Raw genomic sequence first — 16752 nt, 5'->3', positions numbered from 1 at the left:
AGACCTACGGGCGACTTTCCCTGCTTTTTCGTGATGAATTTTACAGTTTTTGAGCCAATTCTCTGGCATGCCAATTATTGGTCGATCATTTCCGCCGCTTCTTCGACATCTACTGATACTAAACGTGATACACCAGGCTCGTGCATGGTCACCCCCATCAGCTGGGATGCCTTTTCCATCGCGATTTTATTGTGTGTAATGTAAATAAACTGCACCTTTTCCGACATGGCTTTTACCAGTCGCGCATAACGTCCAACATTGGCATCATCCAATGGCGCATCAACCTCATCCAGCATACAGAAAGGCGCTGGATTCAGCTGAAAGATCGAGAACACCAAGGCAATTGCTGTCAGTGCTTTTTCACCACCAGATAACAAATGAATGGTGCTGTTTTTCTTACCCGGCGGGCGCGCCATAATCGCCACACCAGTATCCAGCAAATCATCGCCGGTTAATTCCAGTGACGCATGGCCGCCGCCAAATACTTTCGGGAATAACTCCGCCAAACCGGCATTCATTTTGTCGAAGGTTTCTTTAAAGCGGGTGCGGGTTTCACGATCAATTTTATGAATGGCGCCTTCCAGCGTACTCAGCGCTTTTTCCAGATCCGCGTGTTGTGCATCCAGGTATACTTTACGCTCCGACTGAGTTTTATATTCTTCGATGGCCGCCAGGTTAATTGCACCTAAGCGTTGGATGCGCTCGGCGATACGCTGTAAATCCTGTTGCCAGGTGTCGGCATCGGCCTCTTCCGGCATAGTTTCCAACACTTGCTCGAGGCTGAGTTTTTCTTCCTGTAATTGCTCGACCAACGCCTGACGGCGGATATCCAGCGCCTGGCATTCCATCCGTACTTTTTCCAGTTCATTGCGAACTTCGAGTGCTTTTTTCTCGGCATCGGTACGCTGCTGTTCGAGCTTACGCAACTGACTATCAACCGCTTCCAATGCATGGCGGGCGGCCTGCATGGCTTGCTCTGCCACCAGCTTTTGCTCCAGCAATTCTTCCAGCTGGGCTTTTAATTCTTCCAGATCGACGGAATGGTCGCGGCTCTGATTGGCCTCAATCTGACCACGACGTTCACGCAGGCGTTGCATTTGTGCTGCCAGGCGCTCAATTGCCTGATTCAGACTTTGCTCTTTGGTTGCCAGGCTCTGCACTTTTAACTGCAGCTGATGGCTATGATCTTTGTTCTGTCCGGCAGACATACGTGCCTGATCCAGCGCCACCTGAACCTGAGTTTTATCGGCTAACAAGCGCTCGCGTTCGCCGCTGTCTTCATCGATCGCCGACATGGCTTCCTGCCATTGCAAGCGCACTTCTTCCAGCGACTCGCGCTCCAGCTCCTGCAGATCGCGGGTTTCAGCAATATCCTGATCAAGCTTTTCACCACGCAGAGCAAATTGCTCGGCACGGGCCTGCTTACCGGATAGCTGCGACTTCAGATGAATTAACTGTTGGCTGGCTTGTTGTAATTCACGCTGGGCCACTTCGCGCTGTTGTTCAGCAGAACGCAATTTGAGCTGATCGGCTTCGAGATCCACTTCCCACTCTTCAACCTGAATATCCAGCTCTTCGATTTGTTCTTCAAGAGTTTCCAGTTCTTGTTGACGGGCTAGTACACCACCCTCGCCATCGGCAGTTTTCGCCACTCTCAACCACTGCTTACCAAGCCAGATGCCTTCGGGGGTAATTACAGATTCATCGGCATTCAGCTGAGAACGCATTGCCAATGCCTGGGGTAAATCGCTCGCGGTTTTCACCCGGGACAAGAAACCCGATATATCCTGTTCACTGCGAACCTTGCTCAGCAGTGAATCAGCAGAACCAGCCGGCGAATTGTTTTGTGCAGCCTGCCACAGAGCAAGCTGCCCCTCTTTTAAACTACCAAGCCAGTGTTGAGTTGGATCAAGGTCATCAATCACCACCGCCTGGAGATAATCGCCCAGTACGGTTTCAACCGCGCGTTCCCAACCGTCTTCCACATGGAGTTGTTCCGCCAAACGAGGTTTACGCGCCAACTGATGACTTTCCAACCAGTGACTAACCGCTTCCGAGCCTTCACCCAAAGCCGCTTTTTGCAGCGCATCTAAAGTCGCTTTGCGATTAATAAAGTGTTGCAGCTGGTTTTTGCCATCTTCTAACTGGCGACGGCGGGCTTCCAGATCTTCACGGGACTGATTGACCTGCTGCTGCAGAGTGTCGGTTTTTTCCTGCAGGCCTTCGGACGCCATTTCCTGTTCGCTGACTTCTTCCTGCAGTAACTGGATTTCTTCCAGTTCCGGGTTGTCCGCCAGCTCGCGTTTTTCATCCTGTAATCGACCGATCTGTTGCTGCAAACGGGACAGCTGCTGTTCGATATTCTGCATCCGCGTCTGGGCCACTTCTGCCTGACGGGTTGGCTCACTGGCACGTTGAGTAAATTGTTCCCAACGCTCCTGCCATTGCTGCTGATTCTCTTCGGCAATGGCTAACGCTTCAGCGGACTCTTCTTCACCGGCCAGCAGCATTTCCAATTCCGGCTCAAGCATCAGCTTTTCTTCGGCAATGGTTTCCAGTTGCAGCTGGTCTTCTTCTAACGAGCGCTGGGTATCAAGAATCGACTTTTCAACTTCGGCCATTTCCTGATCAAGCTGCAACGCCATTTGCGCCTGGTGCTCAACCTTCTGTTCCTGACGAGCAATCTGAGAGCCCACATCGTAGAACTTGGCCTGGGCTGAGCTGAATTCATCATTTTTATCGGTGTGCTCAAGACGTAACGCTTCAATTTCCGCATCGGCGCTGCGCTGAGCCGCGGTATGGGCTTCAAACTGAACCTGATGCTGAGAAATCTGCTGCTGACGCTGCTGATAATCTTTGTCGAGAATCTGCCATTTTAATGCCTGCAGCTGTGCTTTTTTCTCACGTTCCTGAGACTTTAATTCTTTGTATTTTTCCGCCGCATCCGCCTGACGTTTCAGGTGTGCCAGCTGGCGCTCCAGCTCTTCGCGGATGTCCTGCAAACGCTCAAGGTTTTCATTGGTGCGGCGCATGCGGTTTTCGGTTTCACGACGGCGCTCTTTGTATTTAGAAATACCCGCCGCTTCTTCAACATACACCCGCAACTCTTCCGGCTTAGCTTCAATCAGCCGCGAGATCATGCCCTGCTCAATAATGGCGTAGGAACGAGGTCCCAAACCGGTGCCCAGGAAAATATCGGTAATGTCTTTTTTGCGGCACTTAGTACCGTTGAGGTAATAACTCGACTGGCCATCACGAGTGACCTGACGACGCAGGCTGATTTCGTTATAGCTGGCGTATTCGCCTCTTAGAGTGCCGTCTGAGTTATCAAAAATCAGATCAACACTGGCTTTACTGACCGGTTTACGCTCAGCCGAACCGTTAAAGATCACGTCTGTCATGGCATCGCCACGCAGGTATTTGGCCGAACTTTCACCCATAACCCAACGCACCGCATCAATGGTGTTGGATTTGCCACAACCGTTAGGGCCAACAATACCGGTCATATTGGTACTGAAAGGCACGGTTGTTGGGTCAACAAAGGACTTAAAGCCCGCCAGTTTGATCGCTTTTAAGCGCATAGTGGTGTGATCTTTCCTGTGAAGCAGTCAGAGAATGAAAGCGGCAGTTTACCACCGACAGAAAAACAGGCAAAAAAAGAGGCGCATTAAGCGCCCCTTTTAATCATTGTGCCTGCGTCAACAACTTCAGAGCGTTACAGCTCACCGGCTGCCCGCTTGCGGGTATGATCCGCCAGGTCCTGAATTTCCGATACGGTTGCGTTTAGCGCATCCATTACGGCGGTATTCAGCGCTGACTCAATCATCACCGACAGGCCATCGAAGTCTTTGTCTTTCACATCGGCCGATATCTTTTCGCCAACTTCTTCACGAAACTGCTTCACGATGCGATCAGCGTGTGCTTTGTGTGGACGATCATGCATAACAACGTCTCCTGTTACATTTCCTGGCGGATTAACAATCCATCGCCTGAGTTGCAGGCTGAATAATCAGCGGATCAGGCGTCAGATCCAGATCCGGTGCTTTATTGGTGTAATCCAGGCGATTTAATACTTCGCGCATGGTGTTCAGACGGGCACGTTTTTTGTCGTCGGAACGAACCACGGTCCATGGTGCATCCATATGATTTGAGTAATAGAACATGGCCTCTTTGGCTTCGGTGTAATCTTCCCATTTATCCAGCGAAGCTAAATCGATCGGGCTCAGTTTCCACTGCTTCAGCGGGTCCACCTGGCGTTTTTGGAAACGGCGTAATTGTTCGTGACGGCTGACCGAGAACCAGAACTTAAATAAATGAATTCCGGAACGAACAAACATACGCTCCAGCTCCGGCACTTCACGCATAAATTCCAGATATTCTGAATTTTTACAAAAGCCCATCACTCGTTCTACGCCCGCACGGTTGTACCAGGAACGGTCAAGCAGAACGATCTCGCCTTCGGCTGGTAAATGCTGAATATAACGCTGGAAATACCATTGGGTTTTTTCCGTATCACTGGGTTTTTCCAGTGCGACAACGCGTGCGCCCCGAGGATTCAGGTGTTCCATAAAACGTTTAATGGCGCCACCTTTACCGGCTGCATCACGACCCTCAAACAGGATCACAACTTTTTGTCCGGTTTCTTTTACCCAACCCTGCATTTTTAACAGCTCAATTTGCAGCTGCTTTTTTTCCTTTTCATACTGGGCACGGGAAATACGCTCACCGTACGGCAAATGTGGGGTTTTTTCGATTTCTGTGTCCGGCACAATCAGCGGCGGATGTTCGATTATTTCTGACATATTCCCTCCTTTCTTTTGCACTACCCATAAAGTAATACAACGCTCAGAAAAGGGCTTGATGCATATCACTGTTCGACGCTTAAAAAGCGGTCTCTGCCTTGTTTTTTAGCGCGATATAAATAGCTGTCGAGGAAGTCGAGAACCTGAGCCAGTTTCAGCTCCTGATGAGGACGGGGAGTGACGGAAATATAACTGCCGGAAGCCGTTAATGGGACCACTTTCCCGTGGTCATTTTTAACTTCCATACCATGAATGGCTTTTTGTACACGGGACACAACAGCATCCAGCTGGTCGGGCTGACAACCGGGTAAAATCAGCGCAAATTCTTCACCACCTAATCGACCGACATGGTCGGTTGGCCGCATCACCCCCTTAAGGGTTTTACACAGGTGTTTCAGCACCCGGTCGCCGGTGCCATGACCGTGAACATCATTCACCTGTTTAAAGTGATCAATGTCCATCAAAATCATGGCAAACACATGATACTGACGCTGACCCCGTGACCATTCACGACAATAAGCCCGCTCAAAACCACGGCGGTTTTCTGCTCCGGTGAGCGGATCCGTCAAAGCCAGCCTGGCCTGCTCTTCCGATTGCTTCACCATTACCAGACAGGCAGCGATAACCGCTGCCAGATGTTGCATAAAATCGGTCGCCATACCCGGCTGAAAACGATCGTTACTGTTGGAATATAAGCGCAGCTGGCCGAGGTAAAGGTCGTTGCGCATCAAAGGCAGCGCCAGGCCACTTTTCCATGGTGGTGGTGGTGTCACGGCCTGGGCTTCAATGATCGGAACCCGGCTTTGGAATTCGAGCTGATTCAGCAGTACACCCTGGTCGATATCCAGGGCTTGTAACATAGCGGCTTTTAACTCGCCGTCGGGATCACAGACTTTCAGCGTGGCGGCGTCCAGATCAAACTGGTCGGGCAAGCCCTCCAGCAGCAGAGTCAGAAAATCCAGCCAAGTCTGGCAGGAAAGTAGTTGTAGTTCAAAAGCCTGCAGTCGCTTTAGCAGCGCTTCATTGCGCCTAGCGTTTTCCAGCAGTTCCGTCAGATCCACGCGGGTACAGCTCCTTTATCGATTAAACCAGTATAGATGCTCGTTTCAATTTCACCTGCCATTCAATGAAATTGGCGGAAAAAAAAACGTTTCTTTGCTAGACTCCCGCGCTTTCATTTATCCCGTAGCGATATGACTCAAAGCGTCTTATTTTTTGATTCTGGTGTTGGTGGCCTCAGCGTATTGGCGGAAGTCCGCCAGCTCTGTCCACAGCTGGAACTGCGCTACCTGATGGATGATGCCGAATTTCCTTATGGACTGAAGCCTGACGATACGCTGCAACAGCGGGTGGTACAGGTTTGCCAGCAAGCGGTTGCTGCGTTTTCACCGGACCTGCTGGTGATTGCCTGCAACACCGCCAGCACCCTGGCCTTGCCGCAGCTACGCCAGCATATCAACATTCCGATTGTGGGCGTGGTACCGGCGATTAAACCGGCGGCAGAACTGGCTAAGGGCGGCCATATTGGCTTGCTGGCAACACCGGCAACGGTCGATCGCCTTTATATCCAGGACCTGATTCAGGACTTCGCCGAACATTGCAATGTCGACCGCTTTGGCAGCTCACAGCTGGTGCAGTGGGCTGAAGATTATCTGCTGGATGGCAAACCGCTGAATCAGCTGAAAGATCACCTGCAACCCTGGTTTAACGACTACCCGGCAATGTCTCATGTAGTGCTTGGTTGTACCCACTTCCCATTGCTGAAGCAGCAGTTAAGCCAGCACTGGCCTCATATCAGCTGGATTGATTCTGGCGAAGCCATTGCCCGCCGGGTCGCCTCTTTGTTACACCTGTCGCCCGCGGCAACCTCTCGATCTCAGGTGTCCGAACAACCTGCGTTGTCTGACGCTGGTATCCATCTGCACTGGACGTCGTCTCAATCGCACCAGCCCGGAGCCGAACGTTTTCTGTGCCAGCTGGGCGAGCTGCAGGATGTAGGATCACTGCCGTGCTGAGACCGGAAATTCTTATACATGCAACTAGTCGTTGTATAACTTTTTAATTTTTGAGTAAAATACTCAGGTATTTATCGAGCCAGCAACCGAATAACGGAAACTTCATGTCGAACCTTGATCAACACTACCGCCAGATTCTCAGTGAACTGGGCGAAGACGTTAACCGTGAAGGCTTATTAGACACGCCAAAACGTGCCGCCAAAGCCATGCAATATCTGACCAGCGGTTACACCACCAGCCTGGAAGAAGTGGTCAACGGTGCCGTATTCACCAGTGACAACGATGAAATGGTGGTGGTCGAAGGCATCGAATTCTATTCCATGTGTGAACACCACATGCTGCCGTTTCTGGGTAAAGCCCATATCGGCTACCTGCCAAACGGCAAAGTACTGGGCTTATCGAAATTCGCCCGCATCGTTGACGTGTTTGCCCGTCGCTTCCAGATTCAGGAAAACATGACCAAACAAATCGCCGATGCCGTAACTGAAGTAACCGGCTGTCGTGGCGTTGGTGTCATCATCGAAGCGAAACACATGTGTATGATGATGCGCGGCGTGCAGAAGCAGAATTCCATGATGCGTACTTCCGTGATGCAAGGTGCTTTCCGTGACAATCAGGCAACCCGCAGTGAATTTATGCGCTTGATTGGTATGTAACTTTGCTCTGATAATCATCGCAGCAACAAACACGGAGCTGCGATGATTGTATCCGACTGGTGGTTAGCCACCCTCTTCCTTTATATCTTAGGCATCGCCTTTGCTCTCGACGCCATCTGGCAAGGCCGCACCGCCCAGGGCACCATCGCCTGGATCGTAGCACTGATCTTTGTTCCTATGGTGGGCATTCCACTGTATTTGTTGTTCGGCAGCCGCAGATTTCACGGTTATCGCCTTGCTCGCCGCCGTGGTGACGCACGCCTAAATGCGCTGGGCCATCAGATTCGCCATTCATTAATGCCATTTGCCAGTCGTGCCAATACCATTACTCAACCACTTTATAATTTCTTTCGTCTGCCAATGACTCATGGCAATCAGTGTCAGTTACTGATTAACGGCGAACAAACTTTCGCGGCTATGGAACACGCCATCCAGCAAGCGAGTCACTCTATCTGCGTACAGTTTTATATTGTCCGGGACGATGCCTCCGGCCAGCGACTGGCTGATGCGTTAATCGAAAAAGCGCAACAAGGTGTGCAGGTGTATTTTCTCTACGACGAGATTGGCAGCCACGGCCTGAAAAATTCCTTTTTAACGACCATGGCCGATGCCGGTATTCGTATTTCCCGATTTAATGCCCTGCAATTGCGTCATCGATTGCAGATTAATTTCCGCAATCATCGCAAATTAATGCTGATTGATGGCGAGCAGTGTTTTATTGGTGGCATTAATCTGGGAGATGAATACCTCTATCAGAATAATCACTGGCGCGATACTCATCTGCAGATTCGTGGCCCGTCGGCATTAACTTTTCAACTGTCTTTTATTGAAGACTGGTACTGGGCAACGCAATATTTACCGCGATTAAAATGGCAACCACTGCCCGCCAATGATTTAGTAAACAGTGATTTAACCAGCAACGAATCAAACGGCGAGACAAACAACAGCGCGGTAATGTGTATTAATACCGGTCCGGCTGACAGCCAGGAAAGCGCCAGCCTGTTTTTCAGTCATTTAATTCACCAGGCCAAAAACCGCGTATGGATTGCGACACCGTATTTTGTGCCGGATATCGCAACTCTGTCGGCGCTGCGACTGGCGGCATTAAAAGGCCTGGATGTCCGAGTTATTCTGCCAGATAATACCGATAAATGGTTGGTACAGCAGGCGATGGGCAGTTACGTCGAAGAACTCAGTCCTTGTGGTGTGCAGTTTTACAGTTACCAGCCCGGCTTTATGCATCAGAAAGTACTGCTGATTGATCAGCACTGGAGCTCAATTGGCAGCGCTAATCTGGATAACCGCTCGTTACGGATTAATTTCGAAGCCAATGCACTCATCTGCGATGAGAAGTTTGCGACTCAGGTTGAAACCATGCTGAAACAAGATCTGGAACAATCATTACCCATGGCGGTGGATAGCAGCCGCATTAAACGTTTGCTGACGAAAACAGCACGTTTAAGCGCTCCGATTCTCTGACAACTGATTGATTAACAGAGGTTTGATTGACTGAGTGTTCATAATATCGACTTAACACTTTGCAATTAGACTGGCCATTCCAGCCCGGCCAAATACTATATTTATGACCACCACCGTTACGTAACAACGACGTAATAAAAGCTGAAATAAGCTGTTTATTTGATCAAAATGTTAAATCCGACTACCTTGAAGTTTGCAAGGAGCATAAAAATAACTATACGAGGGTACGTCGATGAAGCTTTTACAGACATGTATATTGGCTGCGAGTTTCCTTTCTCTGGCAAGCCAGGCACGCACCATAGCCAATACCGAATTTTCTGAAATTCTTTCCCCGGTTGCTGAACAACCCCAGCTTCACCTCAACGGTGCATCCATCCGTAGTTACTATTATCTTGTCGATACTTATGTTGGCCTGCTCTATATGGAAAACCCGGCAAACAGCGCTGAAGCCATCGTCAGCGACGAGGGTTACAAACGCATTATTTATCATATTCTGGTCAATCGGGTTTCCGGCCGCCGAATTGCAAAAGCCATGTACGATGCCTTGCAGCTGAACGTGTCCCGCGAGGAAGCCATCCAACTTGAAGACCGCCTCGACCAGTTAGTCAAAATGTTTGATTCAAAAATGAAACGTGGCGATGAAGGTTATGTCGATTACGTTCCCGGCGTAGGCTCCCGGGTGGTAATTAAAGGCGAAGTAAAAGGTATTTTACCGGGTAAAGACCTGTACGACGCCTTGTTAAAAATCTGGGTTGGCGAAAACCCGGTATCGCGCCGCTTCAAAGAAGAAATCCTGGATTACAATCAGGGCCAGTTAGCCGCAGACTGACGCTTTTCGCACTTTACACAGACCGGTTGATATCAGACCCTTAGGTGCATCACCACCTACTAATAAAAATCAGGGTCTGATATGTCTGAAAAAGTTGTAATTACCGGAGCCTCCTCCGGTATTGGTGCCGCACTGGCGTGGCAATACGCTGCCAAAGGTTGCGACATCGCCCTCTGTGCCCGCCGTGAAGACAAGCTGCAGCAGTTATGCGAACAACTGCAAAACCAATATCCTCACCAGCAATTTATTTACGAATGCCTCGACGTTGCGCAACTGGACACCGTTGCTGATGTATTCGGACGCCTTAAATCGCGCCTCGGCCAGCTGGATATTGTTATCGCCAATGCTGGTATTACCGATGTGCGCCCTACCGGCAATGGCCAGCTGGACAAAGATATCCGCATTATCAACACCAATTTGCTTGGCGCTATCGCGACCATCGATGCTGCGGTTGCTATTTTCCGGGAGCAGAAAAAAGGCCACCTGGTGGGTATCTCTTCGTTCTCCGCATTCCGCGGTATTCCAGGCAGTGCAGCCTACTCCTCCAGCAAAGCAGCATTAACCAATTACCTACAGGCCGTCAGCACTGAATTGTTTACCAAAAACATTAAAGTGACCTGCATTCACCCTGGTTTTATTAACACCGATATTTCCGACAACATGGAAAAATTTCCGTTTGTTATCGAAGCGGATAAAGCCGCAAAAGCGATGATCAAAGCCATCGCTAAAGGCAAAAAAGACGTAACTGTGCCGTCCTGGCCATGGGCGATCTTAAAAGGTGTGATGCCGAAATTACCGGATTCGGTTATTTCTAAAGTGTTCTGACCTCAGCATTTGTCGTTACTGTCAGGGGCTGCACACAAACGTGTGTGGCCTTTTTTATGTAAGCCATATTTACCCACCAAACGAGTATAAACGCCGGAATCTTTGTAACGCTCAAGCTTGTCATTAAAGGTTGTAATAATACGCTCGCAGTTTTTATTCGCTTTGGCACAGGCAATAAACACCGGCACACTTTTCAGCGGAGTATCCACCAGCTCCAGCTGTTGTTGTTGCTCGTGCGGAAGTTGATCAATAGCGGCTTTTAACACGCCTTCCAGGCCCAGCGTTAAATCAACACGCCGATGAATCAACCGATCAATATTAACGTGCAGATCGCGTGCAGGCTGGCGCAGAAAATAGTCGGCGTCGTAGAAATCTTCACCGTACTGGTAGTTCGAAACGATACCGATGATTTTGCCACGAAGCGCTTCCAGGTCGTTGTGATAATTAAAGTCATCATCGGCGCGTTTGAGGAACTTCAGCTGACTGACGTAAACCGGATTACTGTATAACAAATATTCCGAGCGTTCGTCGGTGTACCACAGGCCGGAAATAATATCGGCCTCCCCTGCCTGAGCCATCCGTAATACACGCGTCCAGGGGTATTCCTGATAGCTGATCTGATAGTCCTGATCACTGAAAATCAGGCTCAGTAACTCCGGGATCAAACCATGTTGCTGCAAGGAGGCATCACTGAAAGGCGGCCAGACGTCATTAATAACCCGCAGTGTCTGTGCCTGAACCGGGAGCATGCAGCACAACAGCAGGAGGTAAGTGATTCTTCGTATATATCTCATGGTTCTAAGCATAGACGTTTTCTCACAAATAGTTAGGCATTAATGACAAATAACCTAGTAATTCCACCCAAAAGCAACAAACCGCCCGAAGGCGGTTTGTTGGCGGCTTAAGTACTATCCGTGTGCTGCTCTGCCGATATGGCCAGCGTCTGTTAACTGTAGCTCAATGACCGAGAGCGGTCTTTACTCCATTAGTGCGGTAACGCATCGAGAATCGTTGAGACCCTGACGTCAATTTCGTCGACCAATTCCGGGTCCATGTAGTGATATTCGTCGGGGATGTCCAATACATGAATCGGCTTATGCTCCAGAAGCCGTGAGAACTCAGCCATCAGCTTGTTTCTGTGTTTCTTCTCCATCACAAAGATGTGGTCCGCCCAGCGAATGTCAGCTGCTCCAACGTTTTTTCGGGCATTGGGGCTGGTGCCTGCTGAGCGGGCATTAAAGCCAGGGCGTTTACGCCAGACTTCTTCGCCGGTTGGGCTGCGCCATTGGTTACGGCTACAGATAAACAGCAGATTGAGATTATCGGGCATTGAGGTGGTGCTTCCTGATTTTGCTAAGCGTAAGTGTCTAAGCCATACAAATATGCGGTGTAGGCGATGGAGCCAATTACGCACAATGAACAAAGAGTAATTGCTACAAATGACTGGAAAGGTCCGTTCTTCAAGCGGGCCGCCACTGCAGTAGCCGCGGCCGAGAGTGAGAATAAGGCGGCCAGAGCAAACAACAGAAAGACACTTCGCTCTTCGGTAATCCCATAACGCCCAGGTACAAAACTGGGTTCATCGTAGACTGGGGCTGAGTTAAAAGCAGATGCTGCTTCCGCAACTACAGAAGAAAGCTTCACTTCATTTTCAAGAATTCCCTGATAGTGGTAGAAAGTTGCGAAGAATATTACTAACGAAATGGCGATCAGTGTTGTGCAGATTTTTGGTATGAAGTTCATATTGGTTCTTAACGCCGGCGTCAACTGCCGGAGGTCAGATTGCACGCCCTTGTTAGGCATTGCCTGCTATTTTAACGAACGGTAAGTCAGGCAATAAACGCTGCAAGACATCCGAATCTTTATGTTTTTTTATGTTGAATACAAATAGTCCCATATTAGGTCGAATATGTATCCATAATTTAGACTCATCGCCTAAAGCATCTTTGATTGCTTTCTTATGTGAGCCAACATTTTCAATTATTGCCAAGTCATTACCAGAGAATGTATTAGTTCCGATCTCTTTTTGATCGAAGAAAGTGACCATTTCAAGATCAGCCTCTGAAAAGTCACAATTTTTTACATTGCCTTTCACTCGTCCAGACCATTTACCTTTAAAAGTACACCGCTCAAAATCTGCCTCGACCGTACTCAGGGAAAGCTTTCTTCCTGGCCACAGAATGCAATTAATGAAACGATTTGTGTTCAGAATATTAGGCGTGGCAGAAGAGTTTGAATTAATTCTTAAGCAACAATTCTCAAAGATACAGTTTTGAAACACATGCACTGCATCCTTGAACCCAAGATCAATCTCGTAACCTTCAAATTTCTCATTTGAATATTTGTGTTGTGCTAACTCAGGCACATTGTGATCTAGTTTCTTGAACATATCTCTCTAAGGCCTAACATTTTAATAGTTGGACCTTGCAAGGTCGCATACCTTACAAGCTTGAAAGCACTCTTCGAGAATCCAAAGACGAACAACTAATTTCAATCTGAAACCTTCCTTAGCAAGACACTCCCTTCGAAAAACGCTTTCACGCTCTTTCGGCAACAGCCCAACATATGCTATTGACTTAATTGATAACAAAGTGCCATTTCGTGCCATTCATAACAACCGGTGCATATTCATCGGGCACAAAAAAACCGCCCTGTTTTAAAACCGGGCGGTTTCTTGTTTAGCGAACGTGGAATTATTGACTCGCTACGTCCATGTAGCTCGGCCTACGGCCGAACTTAAGTTCGCTATAAACGTCTTTCCTGACGTTTATTCCCACTCAATCGTAGCCGGTGGCTTAGACGACACGTCGTAAGTCACACGAGATACATGCTCGATCTCGTTAATAATACGGTTAGAAACCTTCTCCAGCAGCTCGTATGGCAGGTGCGCCCAGCGAGCTGTCATAAAGTCTACGGTTTCTACCGCACGAATAGCGATAACCCATTCGTAACGACGTGCATCACCCACAACACCCACAGACTTCTGAGGAATAAATACCGCAAATGCTTGTGACGTTTTGTGGTACCAGTCGAAGTTGTGCAGCTCTTCGATAAAGATGGCATCCGCTTCACGCAGAATATCGGCGTATTCTTTCTTCACTTCGCCCAGAATACGAACACCTAAACCCGGACCCGGGAATGGGTGACGGTAAACCATGTCGTATGGCAGACCTAATTCCAGACCAATTTTACGTACTTCATCTTTAAACAGTTCACGCAGTGGTTCTACCAGTTCCATTTTCATGTCTTCTGGCAGACCGCCCACATTGTGGTGCGATTTAATAACGTGTGCTTTACCGGTCTTAGCCGCAGCCGATTCGATCACATCCGGGTAGATGGTGCCCTGCGCCAGGAAGTTAACGCCCTGCAGCTTATTCGACTCTTCATCGAATACGTCGATAAAGGTATTACCGATAATTTTACGCTTCTGCTCCGGATCGGATACGCCTTCAAGCTTACCCAGGAACAGCTCTTCAGAATCAGAGCGAATTACTTTAACGCCCATGTTCTTAGCGAACATGTCCATGACCATATCGCCTTCGTTCTTACGCAGCAGACCGTTATCAACGAATACACAAGTCAGCTGATCGCCAATGGCTTTGTGCAACAGTGCCGCCACAACGGAAGAATCGACACCACCAGACAGACCCAGCAGTACTTTCTGGTCGCCAACCTGAGCTTTAACTTTTTCGATCTGGTCTTCGATGATTTTCGCCGGAGTCCACAGCGCTTCACAGCCGCAGATATCCATTACAAAATGCTCGAGTAAACGCTTACCTTGCAGGGTGTGCGTTACTTCCGGGTGGAACTGAACACCAAAGAAGTTTTTCTCAGCGTGGTACATACCAGCAATCGGGCAGCTTGGCGTAGAAGCCATCAGCTCGAAACCTTCCGGCATGGACGTTACTTTGTCGCCGTGGCTCATCCATACATCCAGCAGTGACTTGCCGGATTCTGCATCAACGTGGTCTTTAATGTCTTTTAACAGTTCGCTGCTGCCTTCAACCGCAACCTGAGCGTAACCAAATTCACGAACATCAGAACCTTCAACTTTACCGCCCAGCTGTTCTGACATGGTTTGCATGCCGTAACAAATACCCAGTACCGGCAAGCCCAATTCAAATACAACCTGTGGTGCACGCGGAGAACCGTCTTCGGTTACCGACTCAGGGCCACCAGCCAGGATAATACCGGTCGGGTTGTATTCGCGGATTTCCGCTTCGTCCATATCCCAGGCGCGGATTTCAGAAAATACACCAATTTCACGAACACGACGGGCAATCAGCTGTGTGTACTGAGAACCGAAGTCGAGAATCAGAATACGTTGAGCGTGGATGTCTTGGGACATAAAACAACACCAAAATTAACTTTTTCAAAAACGAAAACGGGGATGAATCATCTTCACCCCCTTTTTAAATCTGTCGCCATTATACACCAAACCGCGGTGTAAAATTTCGAACCTGACCGTTTGGTTATTATCCTAAACGGTAGTTCGGCGCTTCTTTAGTAATTTGTACATCGTGCACGTGAGATTCTTTCATGCCCGCCGCTGTGATTTTCACAAACTCAGGCTTGGTACGCATCTCATCAATGGTGGCACAACCGGTGTAACCCATCGCTGCACGTACACCACCCATCAGCTGGTGAACAACACTTAATGCCGGGCCTTTCACCGCGATACGACCTTCGATACCTTCCGGTACCAGTTTGTCGACACCGGCTTTTTTGTCCTGGAAGTAACGGTCGGAAGAGCCCTGGCTCTGACCCATTGCACCCAGAGAACCCATGCCACGATAAGACTTATAAGCACGACCCTGATACAGCTCAACTTCACCTGGCGCTTCATCAGTACCCGCCAGCATGGAGCCAACCATAATTACAGAAGCACCGGCAACGATGGCTTTAGCAATATCGCCGGAGAAACGAATACCACCGTCTGCAACAACCGGTACGCCGTATTTTTCCATCGCCGCAGCAACGTTAGCCACAGCAGAAATCTGAGGTACACCAACGCCAGCAACGATACGGGTAGTACAGATAGAACCCGGGCCAATACCCACTTTAACGCCGTCGGCGCCCGCTTCTGCCAGAGCAATCGCGGCTTCAGCTGTGGCGATGTTGCCACCAATCACCTGAACCTGCGGATAGGTTTCTTTAACCCAACGAACTCGGTCAATCACACCGGTACCACTTGGGTTGCTGGTATGGCCATGAGCGGTATCCACCACAATTACGTCAACACCGGCATTCACCAGCGCAGCAACACGTTCTTCAGTACCAGCACCGGTACCAACCGCGGCACCCACTAATAAACGACCCTGGTCGTCTTTAGCTGCATTCGGGTAAGCACGGGCTTTTTCGATATCTTTAACCGTCATCAGACCGGTTAATTTGCCATCGGCATCCAGTACCATCACTTTTTCGATGCGGTGCTTGCGCAGTAATTTTTGTACGTCAGCAGCAGCGGTACCTTCAACCACAGTGACCAGATTTTCTTTCTGAGTCATTACGCTTGCTACGGAAGCATCCAGATTCTTTTCGAAACGCACATCACGACTGGTAACAATACCGACCAGCTCGCCGTTATCGACAACCGGCATACCGGAGATATTGTGTTGAGCAGTCAGCTCCAGCAGTTCGCGAATGGTGGTGTTACTGGTAACCGTGAAAGGATCATTAACGATACCGCTTTCGTATTTCTTAACTTTACGGACTTCAGCGGCCTGCTCTTCTGCAGTCAGGTTTTTATGAACGATACCTAAGCCACCTTCCTGGGCGATTGCAATCGCCAGACGGGCTTCAGTTACGGTGTCCATAGCGGCAGAGATCAGAGGGACATTCAGCTCGATGCCTTTAGTCAGTTTGGTCTTCAGCGAGACCTGATTAGGCAGAACTTCGGAGTAGCCGGGTACCAAAAGCACATCATCAAATGTGAGTGCATCCTGAGCGATTCGCAACATAAGGTGCCTTCCAGAAAGAGGAATATTAGAAGGCGGCGCATTATAACCGAACAAGCCCTCCTGGCCAAGCCGGATTTTCCTTAAGTAAATCTACCCAGAGCCCAGAGCTGGTGTGGCTTCAGCGCAGGACTGCTGCTTTAGAAAAAGCTGACTAATGAGTCTGTTTTTCTCCTGGTTAAATGAGGT

General features: G+C 49.1%; 15 protein-coding genes. 5 read left to right on the top strand and 10 right to left on the bottom strand.

The window, feature by feature from the left end; genetic code table 11:
• Window positions 1-74 precede the first annotated feature (74 nt).
• From smc to ACOQOZ_RS01130, 4 genes are all read right to left on the bottom strand, one after another.
• Window positions 75-3581: a chromosome segregation protein SMC gene (gene smc / locus ACOQOZ_RS01145; RefSeq protein WP_420590448.1), complete on the bottom strand. Its 3507-nt coding sequence runs from the start codon at window positions 3579-3581 to the stop codon at window positions 75-77.
• A 134-nt stretch (window positions 3582-3715) separates the two neighbouring features.
• Window positions 3716-3943 carry a hypothetical protein gene (locus tag ACOQOZ_RS01140; protein ID WP_420590447.1) on the bottom strand — a complete coding sequence of 76 codons (228 nt, stop codon included), beginning with the start codon at window positions 3941-3943 and terminating at the stop codon, window positions 3716-3718.
• A 31-nt stretch (window positions 3944-3974) separates the two neighbouring features.
• On the bottom strand, window positions 3975-4802 hold the full coding sequence (gene ppk2, locus ACOQOZ_RS01135) for a polyphosphate kinase 2 (protein ID WP_420590446.1): 828 nt from the start codon (window positions 4800-4802) through the stop codon (window positions 3975-3977).
• Window positions 4803-4867: 65 nt separating this feature from the next.
• Window positions 4868-5863, bottom strand: a complete 996-nt coding sequence (locus ACOQOZ_RS01130; RefSeq protein WP_420590445.1) for a GGDEF domain-containing protein — start codon at window positions 5861-5863, stop codon at window positions 4868-4870.
• Window positions 5864-5995: 132 nt separating this feature from the next.
• Here ACOQOZ_RS01130 and murI point away from each other — a divergent pair, with 132 nt between their 5' ends.
• From murI to ACOQOZ_RS01105, 5 genes are all read left to right on the top strand, one after another.
• The gene (gene murI, locus ACOQOZ_RS01125) at window positions 5996-6817 is read left to right on the top strand and encodes a glutamate racemase (RefSeq protein ID WP_420590444.1); all 822 of its coding nucleotides are present in this window, start codon (window positions 5996-5998) and stop codon (window positions 6815-6817) included.
• A gap of 104 nt (window positions 6818-6921) precedes the next feature.
• Window positions 6922-7473, top strand: a complete 552-nt coding sequence (gene folE, locus ACOQOZ_RS01120) for a GTP cyclohydrolase I FolE (RefSeq protein ID WP_420590443.1) — start codon at window positions 6922-6924, stop codon at window positions 7471-7473.
• Between the two features lie 42 nt (window positions 7474-7515).
• Entirely contained in the window at window positions 7516-8952 is a 1437-nt protein-coding gene (gene cls / locus ACOQOZ_RS01115) for a cardiolipin synthase (RefSeq protein WP_420590442.1), read from the top strand.
• 232 nt (window positions 8953-9184) lie between these two features.
• On the top strand, window positions 9185-9781 hold the full coding sequence (locus tag ACOQOZ_RS01110; RefSeq protein WP_420590441.1) for a chalcone isomerase family protein: 597 nt from the start codon (window positions 9185-9187) through the stop codon (window positions 9779-9781).
• Between the two features lie 81 nt (window positions 9782-9862).
• On the top strand, window positions 9863-10606 hold the full coding sequence (locus ACOQOZ_RS01105) for an SDR family oxidoreductase (RefSeq protein ID WP_420590440.1): 744 nt from the start codon (window positions 9863-9865) through the stop codon (window positions 10604-10606).
• A gap of 2 nt (window positions 10607-10608) precedes the next feature.
• Here the strand turns inward: ACOQOZ_RS01105 and ACOQOZ_RS01100 are convergent, their stop codons facing one another.
• The 6 genes from ACOQOZ_RS01100 to guaB form a co-directional block, all read right to left on the bottom strand.
• The gene (locus ACOQOZ_RS01100; RefSeq protein WP_420590439.1) at window positions 10609-11355 is read right to left on the bottom strand and encodes a substrate-binding periplasmic protein; all 747 of its coding nucleotides are present in this window, start codon (window positions 11353-11355) and stop codon (window positions 10609-10611) included.
• A 236-nt stretch (window positions 11356-11591) separates the two neighbouring features.
• Complete coding sequence (locus ACOQOZ_RS01095; RefSeq protein WP_420590438.1) at window positions 11592-11936, bottom strand: low molecular weight protein tyrosine phosphatase family protein; 345 nt, start codon at window positions 11934-11936, stop codon at window positions 11592-11594.
• A gap of 23 nt (window positions 11937-11959) precedes the next feature.
• Window positions 11960-12349 (bottom strand): hypothetical protein, encoded by a 390-nt coding sequence (locus ACOQOZ_RS01090; RefSeq protein ID WP_420590437.1) that lies wholly within the window; start codon window positions 12347-12349, stop codon window positions 11960-11962.
• 52 nt (window positions 12350-12401) lie between these two features.
• Window positions 12402-12971 (bottom strand): hypothetical protein, encoded by a 570-nt coding sequence (locus ACOQOZ_RS01085; RefSeq protein WP_420590436.1) that lies wholly within the window; start codon window positions 12969-12971, stop codon window positions 12402-12404.
• Between the two features lie 402 nt (window positions 12972-13373).
• Window positions 13374-14954, bottom strand: a complete 1581-nt coding sequence (gene guaA / locus ACOQOZ_RS01080) for a glutamine-hydrolyzing GMP synthase (protein ID WP_420590435.1) — start codon at window positions 14952-14954, stop codon at window positions 13374-13376.
• A 127-nt stretch (window positions 14955-15081) separates the two neighbouring features.
• On the bottom strand, window positions 15082-16566 hold the full coding sequence (guaB, locus tag ACOQOZ_RS01075) for an IMP dehydrogenase (RefSeq protein WP_420590434.1): 1485 nt from the start codon (window positions 16564-16566) through the stop codon (window positions 15082-15084).
• Window positions 16567-16752 lie beyond the last annotated feature (186 nt).

Source organism: Bacterioplanoides sp., from assembly GCF_965219715.1.
In the GTDB taxonomy this organism is placed as follows: Bacteria; Pseudomonadota; Gammaproteobacteria; order Pseudomonadales; family Oceanobacteraceae; genus Bacterioplanoides.
The sequence above is the reverse complement of the archived record's forward strand: the minus strand, read 5'-3'. Positions and strand labels throughout refer to the sequence as shown.

Coding starts and splice junctions, on each gene's coding strand:
- smc (WP_420590448.1), bottom strand. CDS start 3,581: ATGCGCTTAAAAGCGATCAAACTGGCGGGCTTTAAGTCCTTTGTTGAC.
- ACOQOZ_RS01140 (WP_420590447.1), bottom strand. CDS start 3,943: ATGCATGATCGTCCACACAAAGCACACGCTGATCGCATCGTGAAGCAG.
- ppk2 (WP_420590446.1), bottom strand. CDS start 4,802: ATGTCAGAAATAATCGAACATCCGCCGCTGATTGTGCCGGACACAGAA.
- murI (WP_420590444.1), top strand. CDS start 5,996: ATGACTCAAAGCGTCTTATTTTTTGATTCTGGTGTTGGTGGCCTCAGC.
- folE (WP_420590443.1), top strand. CDS start 6,922: ATGTCGAACCTTGATCAACACTACCGCCAGATTCTCAGTGAACTGGGC.
- cls (WP_420590442.1), top strand. CDS start 7,516: ATGATTGTATCCGACTGGTGGTTAGCCACCCTCTTCCTTTATATCTTA.
- ACOQOZ_RS01110 (WP_420590441.1), top strand. CDS start 9,185: ATGAAGCTTTTACAGACATGTATATTGGCTGCGAGTTTCCTTTCTCTG.
- ACOQOZ_RS01105 (WP_420590440.1), top strand. CDS start 9,863: ATGTCTGAAAAAGTTGTAATTACCGGAGCCTCCTCCGGTATTGGTGCC.
- ACOQOZ_RS01100 (WP_420590439.1), bottom strand. CDS start 11,355: ATGCTCCCGGTTCAGGCACAGACACTGCGGGTTATTAATGACGTCTGG.
- ACOQOZ_RS01095 (WP_420590438.1), bottom strand. CDS start 11,936: ATGCCCGATAATCTCAATCTGCTGTTTATCTGTAGCCGTAACCAATGG.
- ACOQOZ_RS01090 (WP_420590437.1), bottom strand. CDS start 12,349: ATGAACTTCATACCAAAAATCTGCACAACACTGATCGCCATTTCGTTA.
- guaA (WP_420590435.1), bottom strand. CDS start 14,954: ATGTCCCAAGACATCCACGCTCAACGTATTCTGATTCTCGACTTCGGT.
- guaB (WP_420590434.1), bottom strand. CDS start 16,566: ATGTTGCGAATCGCTCAGGATGCACTCACATTTGATGATGTGCTTTTG.